Raw genomic sequence first — 8,890 nt, 5'->3', positions numbered from 1 at the left:
GCGATGGTGAAGCGCGCGGGTCCCTCACCCGTGCGTGCTACGATGTTCAGGCAGCTGCGGACGAAGCGCGGGTCCCCTCGCCCCGCCTGCGGGGAGAGGCCCGCACGGACCTCGTCGTCCGTGCGGGAAGCGCAGGCGAAGCCGGAGCGGCGGTGAGGGGGCGGTGGAGGACGAGACTCCTCCGGACCCACCCCCTCACCTTCGGCTGCCGCATCGCTCCGGCGACGACAAGGTCGCCGAAGCCCTCTCCCCGCAAGCGGGGCGAGGGGATACCCGCACCGATGATGGAGCCGAAGCACGGGCCGTCGCGCAAACAAAAAGGGCTGAACTCGATCTGTGAATCCGCTAGCCCGCACGGGAGAGGGGGCGAGTCGCGGTCTGCAAGAGCGACAGCGCCTCAAACCTGTGTCGCCCGTTCCCAGAAGGCATCGTCGAGGCCAGGATGATCCGGGTCGGACGTGCTCATGCGCTCGATCTCTTCGTCCGTCAGGGCCGCGAACTTGGCGCGGTCGCTTTCGGCAACTACCGGGCGTGATGCACCATCGGGATGGCGCTGCAGCAGCGTTCCATCCGCTCGGCGTGTGAACAGGATCGCGTCGGCATGCGCCATGGCGAGAGCTCCTGCGATCGTCCGGCGCGTCGAAAGTGCCGCGCCTCCATCGAAAGCGCCCGCATCCCCGAATCGCACCTGAACACGCGTTCCCTGCTGGAGCGTCGCTGCCATATAGGGCACCGTCAGCCACCCGAACGCCGCCGCCGAAACGCTTTATCACGACGGCTCAATGGGCTAACGCCGGCCCGCGTCAGCCCTCCCTGTGCCCGGCGGGACTCCCCGCGAAAGACCCGATGGCCAAGCCCCAGCCGAAATCCTCCCCGAAGCCCCCTGCCCCCGCTGCCAAGCCGCAGGTCGCGCGCTTCGCGCTGCCGAAATCCTCGGCGCTCGCGCAGGTGCTCGAGGCCCTAAAGCGCGGCGACAGCCCGGTCCTGGCGAACGCGCCGGAGGGGTTCGACGCCCTGGCGGTGGCCGATCTCGCCCGCGCCCTGGCGCCCACCGTCGATGCGCCGGCGGTGCTGGTCCACGTCGCGCGCGATTACGGGCGCTCGGCGGCGTTCCAGTCGGCCCTCGGCTTCGTCGCGCCCGAGATGGACGTGATGAACCTGCCGGCCTGGGACTGCCAGCCCTACGACCGGGTCTCGCCGACCACGGCCACGGCCGCCGCCCGGATGACCGCCCTCGCCCGCCTCGCCCGGACCCGCTCCGCCGAGGATCGGCCGCGCATCCTCTGCACCACGGTCAACGCCCTGGTGCAGCGGGTGCCGCCCCGGGGCCACATCGCCAAGGAGGCGTTCTCGGCGGCGATCGGCAACGTCGTGGCGATGGACGACGTGGTCGCCTGGGTCGAGGCCAACGGTTTTCTGCGCACCGGGACGGTGCGGGACACCGGCGAGTACGCCGTGCGCGGCGGCATCCTGGACCTGTCGCCCCCCGGCCTGCCGGCGCCGATCCGCCTCGACTTCTTCGGCGACACCCTCGAATCGATCCGCGCCTTCGACCCGGAGACCCAGCGCACCACCGGCCAGCTGCGCTCGCTGGACCTGATGCCGATGAGCGAGGTCCAGCTCACCACCGAGACGATCCGGCGCTTCCGCCAGGGCTACATCCAGAGTTTCGGCGCCGCGACCCGGGACGACCGGCTCTACGAGACCGTGAGCGAGGGCCGCCGCTATGCCGGCCTCGAGCACTGGATGCCGCTGTTCTACGATCACCTCGACACGCTGTTCGACTATCTTCCCGGCGTGCCGCTGGTGTTCGACCCGCAGGTCGAGGACGCCGCCGCCGAGCGGATCAGCCTCGTGCAGGATTACTACCAGGCCCGCGAGGGCGCGATGAAGACGCCCCAGTCCGGCGTCGCCCCCTACAAGCCGCTGCCGCCGCGCGCTCTGTACCTGACCCCGAACGAGCTGAAGGAGCGGATCGCGACCGCCACCGTGGCGCGGCTGACGCCCTTCGCCCAGCCCGAATCCCCTGAGCGCGCCGTCATCGATTGCGGCGCCAAGGCCGGGCGGAACTTCGCCCCGGAGCGCGCGAACGAGAGCGCCAGCGTGTTCGACGCGGCGGTGGCCCATATCCGCGACCTCCAGGGATCCGGGCATCACGTGATCCTGGGATCCTGGTCCGACGGCTCCCGCGACCGGCTCTGCGGCGTGCTCACCGACCACGGCCTGAAGAAACCCGTGGCGATCACCCGCCTGTCGGATGTCTACGCGTTGAAGCGCGGCGCCGATTCAGCCGTGGCGGTCTGGGGCCTGGAGGCGGGCTTCACGGTGGGCGAACTCGCCGTCGTCTCCGAGGGCGACATCCTGGGCGACCGGCTGGTGCGCCAGAAGCGCAAGGCCAAGCGGCCCCAGGACGTGATCCTGGAGGTGCAGGCGCTGCAGCCCGGCGACCTCGTGGTCCATGCCGACCACGGCATCGGCCGGTTCTCCGGCCTGAAGACGATCCACGCCGCCGGCGCGCCGCACGATTGCCTGGAGCTGAGCTACACCGGCGGCCTGCTGCTGCTGCCGGTGGAGAATATCGAGCTCCTGACCCGCTACGGCTCGGAGGATTCGGAGGTCGCCCTCGACCGCCTCGGCGGCGGCGCCTGGCAGGCCCGCAAGGCCAAGATGAAGCGCCGTATCCTCGAGATGGCGGGCGAATTGATCAAGGTCGCGGCCCAGCGCTTCGTCCGGAAGGCGCCGGTGCTCAAGGCGCCGGAGGGCCTTTACGGCGAGTTCGCCGCCCGCTTCCCGTTCGAGGAGACCGAGGACCAGGCCAACGCCATCGACGCGGTGCTGGACGACCTCAATGCCGGCCGGCCGATGGACCGGTTGGTCTGCGGCGATGTCGGCTTCGGCAAGACCGAGGTGGCGTTGCGCGGCGCCTTCGCGGCGGCGATCGCCGGCAAGCAGGTGGCGGTGATCGTGCCGACCACCCTGCTCGCCCGCCAGCACTTTCGGACTTTCACCGAGCGGTTCACGGGGCTGCCGATCCAGATCGCCCAGCTGTCCCGGTTCGTCTCGGCCGGCGACATGAAGCAGACCCGCGCCGGGCTCGCCGACGGCACCGTCGACATCGTGGTCGGCACCCACGCGCTCCTGGCGAAAAACATCGCGTTCAAGGATCTCGGCCTGATCATCGTCGACGAGGAGCAGCATTTCGGCGTCGCCCACAAGGAGCGGCTGAAGGCGCTCCAGGCGGATGTCCACGTGCTGACGCTCTCGGCGACCCCGATCCCGCGCACGCTTCAGCTCGCCATGACCGGCGTGCGCGAGCTCTCGATCATCGCCACGCCCCCGGTGGACCGGCTGGTGGTGCGCACCTTCGTGACGCCGTTCGACCCGCTGACCATCCGGGAGGCGCTGCTGCGCGAGCGCTACCGCGGCGGCCAGTCGTTCTATGTCGTGCCGCGCATCGAAGACCTGGCGGAGGTCAAAAAATTCCTCGACGCCGAGATGCCGGAGATCAAGGTCGCGATCGCCCACGGCCAGATGGCGGCGGGCCAGCTCGAGGACGTGATGACCGCCTTCTACGAGGGCAAGTTCGACGTGCTGCTCTCGACCACCATCGTGGAATCGGGCCTCGACATCCCCACCGCCAACACGCTGATCGTGCACCGGGCCGACATGTTCGGCCTGGCCCAGCTCTACCAGCTGCGCGGCCGCGTCGGCCGCTCGAAGGCCCGGGCCTACGCGCTGTTCACGACCCCGGCCAACCGCCAGCTCACGACTCAGGCCGAGCAGCGGCTCAAGGTGTTGCAGACCCTCGACACCCTGGGCGCGGGCTTCCAGCTCGCCAGCCACGACCTCGACATCCGCGGCGCCGGCAACCTCCTGGGCGACGCCCAGTCCGGCCACATCAAGGAGGTCGGCTACGAACTCTACCAGCAGATGCTGGAGGACGCGGTCACGGCGCTCAAGGCTGGCATCGAGGACGTGCCCGAGGAGGCGTGGTCGCCGACCATCGCGCTCGGCGCTCCCGTGACCATCCCGGAGACCTATGTCGAGGATCTCGGAGCGCGGCTGTCCCTCTACCGGCGGCTCGCCACCCTCCAGGACGATGCCGAGATGGAGAGTTTCGGGGCCGAGATGATCGACCGATTCGGGCCGCTGCCGCCGGAGGTGGAGCAGCTCCTCAAGATCGGCACGATCAAGATCCTGTGCCTCAAGGCCAATGTCGAGAAGGTCGAGGCCGGCCCGAAGGGCGTGGTCGTCCATTTCCGGGACAAGTCCTACGCCAACCCGCAGGGGCTGGTGGCGTTCGTGGCCGAGCAGGCCTCCTTCGCCAAGGTGCGGCCCGACATGAGCGTCGTGTTCGTGCGCGAGCTGACCACGATCCCGGCCCGGCTCAAGACCGCCACGGAGGTGCTGCGAAGCCTGGTGAAGATCGCCGAGCGGGTGAAGACTGCGGCGTGAGGGGAGGGCTGCCGAGGAAGGGCCAGGGCTCGCGTGGTCCTGATCGGCGTCCCTCCAACGCATCCCCTCGTCCTGAGGGGCCTCGTCAGCACGCCTCAATCCTTCGTGACGATGCCCGGGCGCTTCATCAGCACGCGCCCGATGGCTTTGGGTGGCTCGCTGCGCAGGACGATCGCCGTGGTGACCGAACCGTAGCGTGCCACGGCATCGACGATGCTTTCCAGCTCGGCGGGGGATGGCACAATCACCTTGAGATGGAAGCAATCCTCGCCGGTCAACCGCAGGACCTCGATGACCTGCGGCATGTCCGCAAACTGCTTCAGGTACGCCTTGATGTGTTCATGCGTTGTCCGAAGGCGGATCACCGCAATCATTCCAAGCCCGACGGACACGGGGTCGATGATCGCCCGATAACCGGTGATGATCCCGCGCTCTTCGAGTCGCTTCAGGCGTTCCGATGCCGCCGGCTGAGACAGGCCGACGCGCCGTCCCAGTTCGGAGACGCTGATACGCCCGTCATCCTGCAGAATTTCGAGCATGGACATGTCGGTCGGATCGAGTTCGGTCCGCGGCTCGGTGCGTTTGGCCATCGACTTTGAATCCATCGGATGCGGGGGTGATTCGCCGATGGTTGCGTATGTTTCCGGTACATGCAAACGGGCATACGGACGGGGCGACAACCCCGTTTTCACACATGACCGACATCATTCATCTGCCCGGCATCGGCAATTCCGGACGGCGCCATTGGCACAGCCGCTGGGAAGCGGACGATCCCTCCATACGCCGCTTCGCCCCGGCCTGCTGGGACGAACCGGACCTGTCCGACTGGATCGCCGCGTTGGAGCACGCGGTGCGCGCCGCGCGAACGCCGCCCGTCCTGGTGGCTCACAGCCTGGCTTGCCTGCTGGTCGCCCATTGGCATCGGGTGTCCGACCGGCCAATCGCGGGGGCGGTGCTGGTGGCCGTGCCCGATCCCGCGTCTCCGGTCTTTCCCGCCCCGGCAGCAGGGTTCGCCGACATTCCCCGGATGCGATTCCGCTTTCCGTCCCTGATCGTGGCGAGCACCGACGATCCCTACGGCTCGTTGCCCTATGTCCGGAGGCAGGCGGAGCACTGGGGGAGCGCCTTGACGGTGATCGGCGCGGCCGGCCACATCAACGGCCAGAGCGGATTGGGCGACTGGCCTGACGGTCGGGCGCTCCTGAGGGACTTCGTGACCCGCGTCCAGGCCGGTGCGGGGGTCACGAGGGCGTGACCCCCGATCATTGGCATTGCAGCATAGGTTTCGCCCGGTTGCGTCGCACGCCCCCCTCTGTTCCCACCCCTCTCACAGCCCAGGAGATGCCCGGATGGCAAACCCGGCGCAGGCCACCGGCGCGTCCGGCCCGGACAGGTCCGACAAGAACGCCTTCCTGACGCCCCTGTTCACCGACCGGCGGGTCGTGGCGATGCTGGGGTTGGGCTTCGCGCAGGGCATTCCGTTCCTGCTCGTCTACGCGACGCAGTCGGCCTGGCTGGTCCAGGCCAAGGTGCCGCTCGCCACCATCGGGCTGATGAGCGAGCTGACCATCGCGTACAAGCTCAAGTTCCTCTGGGCGCCGTTCCTCGACCGGCACGATGCGCCGCTGCTCGGGCGCTGGCTCGGGCGGCGGCGGGGCTGGATCGTCGCCGCGCAGATCCTGGTGGCGCTGGCGCTGGCCGGGGTGGCCTTCGGCGATCCGGCGCATTGGCTCGCCTGGACGGTGGCGTTCTCGCTGGCGCTCGGGGTGGCGGGCGCGACCCAGGACGTGGTGATCGATGGCTGGCGCATCACCGCCGCGCCGCCCGAGCGCCAGGCGCTGATGTCGTCCTGGGCCGAGATCGGCTTCCGGATCGGCAACCTCGCGGCCGGGGCCGGCGCCCTCTACCTGTCCGATGCCTATGGCTGGCGCGCCGCCTATCTGTGCATGGCCGTGCTCCTCGCCCCCGGCACGATCGCGGCGCTGCTGGCGCCCGAACCCCCCGCCGCCACGGCGCCCCCGGCCGCCGGATTCGTCGAGACCGTCTGGGCGCCGATCCGCGACCTGCTCGCCCGGCTCGGGCCCCTGGCGGTACCGGTCCTGGCGCTGGTGGCGGGCTTCCGGATGCCCGGCTACGTCTCGAACGCCATGGCGATCCCGCTGTTCAAGACGCTGGGCTACACCAACACCGACATCGCCACGGTGACCAAGCTGTTCGGCTTCTGGATCGCGCTCGGCGGCACCTTCCTGGCGAGCGCGATCATCCCGCGAATCGGCATGATGGCGAGCCTGCTGATCGGCACCGTAGTGGCCTCGGCCTCGCATCTGGCGCTCGCCTATCTCGCCTGGCACGGCGGCCATGGCGGGGCGGCGTTCTGGACCTTCGCGGTCACGGTCGGGATCGACGGCTTCGCCTACGCCTTCGCGTCGATCGTGCTGATCACCTACATGTCCCGGCTCGCGGCCACCGAGCACGCGGCCAGCCAGTACGCCCTGCTGACCTCGCTCTGCGCCCTGCCCGGCAGCGTCCTCGCCGGGTTCTCGGGCTTCGTCATCGAGCGGACCGGGTTCGCGTGGTTCTTCGTCGGCACGTCCCTGATCGGGGTGCCGGTGGCGCTGCTGTGTCTCCTGGTGGCGCGCCGGCACGGGCCCATGGAGGCGGCGGCCGGGTAAGGTGCCGAGTGTCGGCCGCAGCAGTCTTCGGAGGGCAAGCGACCGATTTTCGGATCGATACTCTGGTGTTCCGCGGCGCTTCGACGAGTGTTCCATGTCGGCCCGCCCGAGGCATCCGGCTCTTTAGCCAAGATTAACCATGGGGAGGCCTAATGGGCTGGACGGTTGATGTCCTCCCCAGACGGGCAACCCAGGCCACGTGCGCGGAAAATGCCTCCGCGGGCGAACGGCGGCGGCTGCCATGTGGGGAAGCGCGTACGCGAGTTCCCGCATGGCCCAGGTTGCGTATTCCAGACCCGCGTACCGCGACGCGGCCCCGATTCCGGCCCTTGCCCCGGCGGCCTATCCGCGGCTTGTCTACGAGGCGCCCTACGCGCCGCTGACCCGGGCCCCCTACCCGAGCGCCATGCGGCGCGCCCGCCGCCGCGCCCGGCTGACGGCCCTGATCTCGTTGGCCGCCCTGTCCATGGCCGGCTGGACCGTGCTGACCCTGCCGCACGGCCTGCCGATCACCCTGCCGACCCTCGGGAGCGCCCCCGCCCCGGTGGCCGAAGCGCAACCCGCCCCCGAAGCCCGGCCTACGCCGCGGCCGAGCATCGCCTGGATGCTCGATCCGAGCCCGGCGCTCGGCTCCGGCGCCGCCACGGCCTTCGGGGCCCCGCCCCCGGCCGCGTCCTTCCAGGTCGCGGTGGCCGAGCCGTCCCCGGCGGTCCGGGAGATCGCCCAGCGGGTCGCCCGCAAGGTGGTCCAGGCCCGGATGGCCGCGGCCGAGCCGGCCCCGGCTCCCGTCGTGCAGGCCCCCGTTGTCCGAGCCCCGATCGCGCAAGCCGCCGCTGTGCCCGCCAAGGCAGCCGCGCCGGTCCGGATCGCCGCCGCAGAGCCGACGCCCGCGGCCCTCGCGCCGAGCGTCGTCCCGCTGCCGGTGGCCCGGCCGTCCGAGCTGCGGCGCCCGGCCGTGGCCCCGGCCCCTCGGGTCGCCACCCGCGCCCTGCCCCGTACCCGCGACGTGTTCCGCGCCGCCATGGCGGAGGAGCCGTCCTTCCTCGAGAAGCTGTTCGGCGTCGGCGCCGCCGCGCCCCGTTCCGAGCCGCGCCAGGCGCTGGCCTATGCCAGCCCGGACGCCCTGCCCCAGGAGGCGCCGCGCACCCGGATCAGCGCCGCCCCGGAATCGGTCGCCGGCACCGCCGTCTACGACATCAGCGCCCGCACCGTGACCCTGCCCTCCGGCGAGGTGCTGGAGGCCCATTCCGGCCTCGGCGAGGCCATGGACGATCCGCGCTACGTCCACCTGCGCATGCGCGGCTCGACGCCCCCCGCCACCTACGACCTGACCGAGCGCGAGCGCCTGTTCCACGGCGTGCGGGCGATCCGCCTCAACCCTGTGGGTGGCAGCGGCGCGATCCACGGCCGCGACGGCCTGCTCGCCCACACCTACATGCTGCGCCAGCCCGGCGCCTCGAACGGCTGCGTCTCGTTCCGCGACTACAACCGCTTCCTGCAGGCGTTCCTGCGGGGCGAGGTCCGGCGCCTCGTGGTGGTGGCGGGCAGCCGGGGCGACTTCTTCGGCGGCCGGGTCGGCATGGTCGACCGCCCGGGCCGGCGGGGCTGAGAGCCAGGACATAGCGTCGAGCCGGTCTGCACGGCCGTTTTCCCGGGCGCATGCAGCGCCAGCGGAATGCGACCCGGGACCCAGCACACGACGGCGCGCAGCGTCCGTCCGATCGACCTGTGCCGCTGGCGCGGCGCTTCGTGTGCTGGGTCCC

General features: G+C 70.6%; 6 protein-coding genes. 4 read left to right on the top strand and 2 right to left on the bottom strand.

The window, feature by feature from the left end; genetic code table 11:
* Window positions 1-397: 397 nt before the first annotated feature.
* The gene (locus MKK67_RS00900; protein ID WP_243961023.1) at window positions 398-610 is read right to left on the bottom strand and encodes a hypothetical protein; all 213 of its coding nucleotides are present in this window, start codon (window positions 608-610) and stop codon (window positions 398-400) included.
* A 236-nt stretch (window positions 611-846) separates the two neighbouring features.
* Here MKK67_RS00900 and mfd point away from each other — a divergent pair, with 236 nt between their 5' ends.
* Window positions 847-4,455, top strand: a complete 3,609-nt coding sequence (gene mfd, locus MKK67_RS00895; protein WP_243961020.1) for a transcription-repair coupling factor — start codon at window positions 847-849, stop codon at window positions 4,453-4,455.
* A gap of 95 nt (window positions 4,456-4,550) precedes the next feature.
* Here mfd and MKK67_RS00890 read toward each other — a convergent pair whose 3' ends face one another.
* On the bottom strand, window positions 4,551-5,045 hold the full coding sequence (locus tag MKK67_RS00890; RefSeq protein WP_243961014.1) for an Lrp/AsnC family transcriptional regulator: 495 nt from the start codon (window positions 5,043-5,045) through the stop codon (window positions 4,551-4,553).
* Between the two features lie 104 nt (window positions 5,046-5,149).
* On the opposite strand from MKK67_RS00890, the gene MKK67_RS00885 reads away from it, so the two are divergent.
* From MKK67_RS00885 to MKK67_RS00875, 3 genes are all read left to right on the top strand, one after another.
* Window positions 5,150-5,710: an RBBP9/YdeN family alpha/beta hydrolase gene (locus MKK67_RS00885; RefSeq protein WP_243961011.1), complete on the top strand. Its 561-nt coding sequence runs from the start codon at window positions 5,150-5,152 to the stop codon at window positions 5,708-5,710.
* A gap of 94 nt (window positions 5,711-5,804) precedes the next feature.
* The gene (locus tag MKK67_RS00880) at window positions 5,805-7,127 is read left to right on the top strand and encodes an AmpG family muropeptide MFS transporter (RefSeq protein WP_243961009.1); all 1,323 of its coding nucleotides are present in this window, start codon (window positions 5,805-5,807) and stop codon (window positions 7,125-7,127) included.
* Between the two features lie 271 nt (window positions 7,128-7,398).
* Window positions 7,399-8,736: a tlde1 domain-containing protein gene (locus MKK67_RS00875; protein ID WP_243961007.1), complete on the top strand. Its 1,338-nt coding sequence runs from the start codon at window positions 7,399-7,401 to the stop codon at window positions 8,734-8,736.
* Window positions 8,737-8,890: the final 154 nt, after the last annotated feature.

Source organism: Methylobacterium sp. J-072 (genome assembly GCF_022829425.1).
Taxonomy (GTDB): domain Bacteria; phylum Pseudomonadota; class Alphaproteobacteria; order Rhizobiales; family Beijerinckiaceae; genus Methylobacterium.
This window is presented reverse-complemented; position numbering and strand designations above follow the sequence as displayed.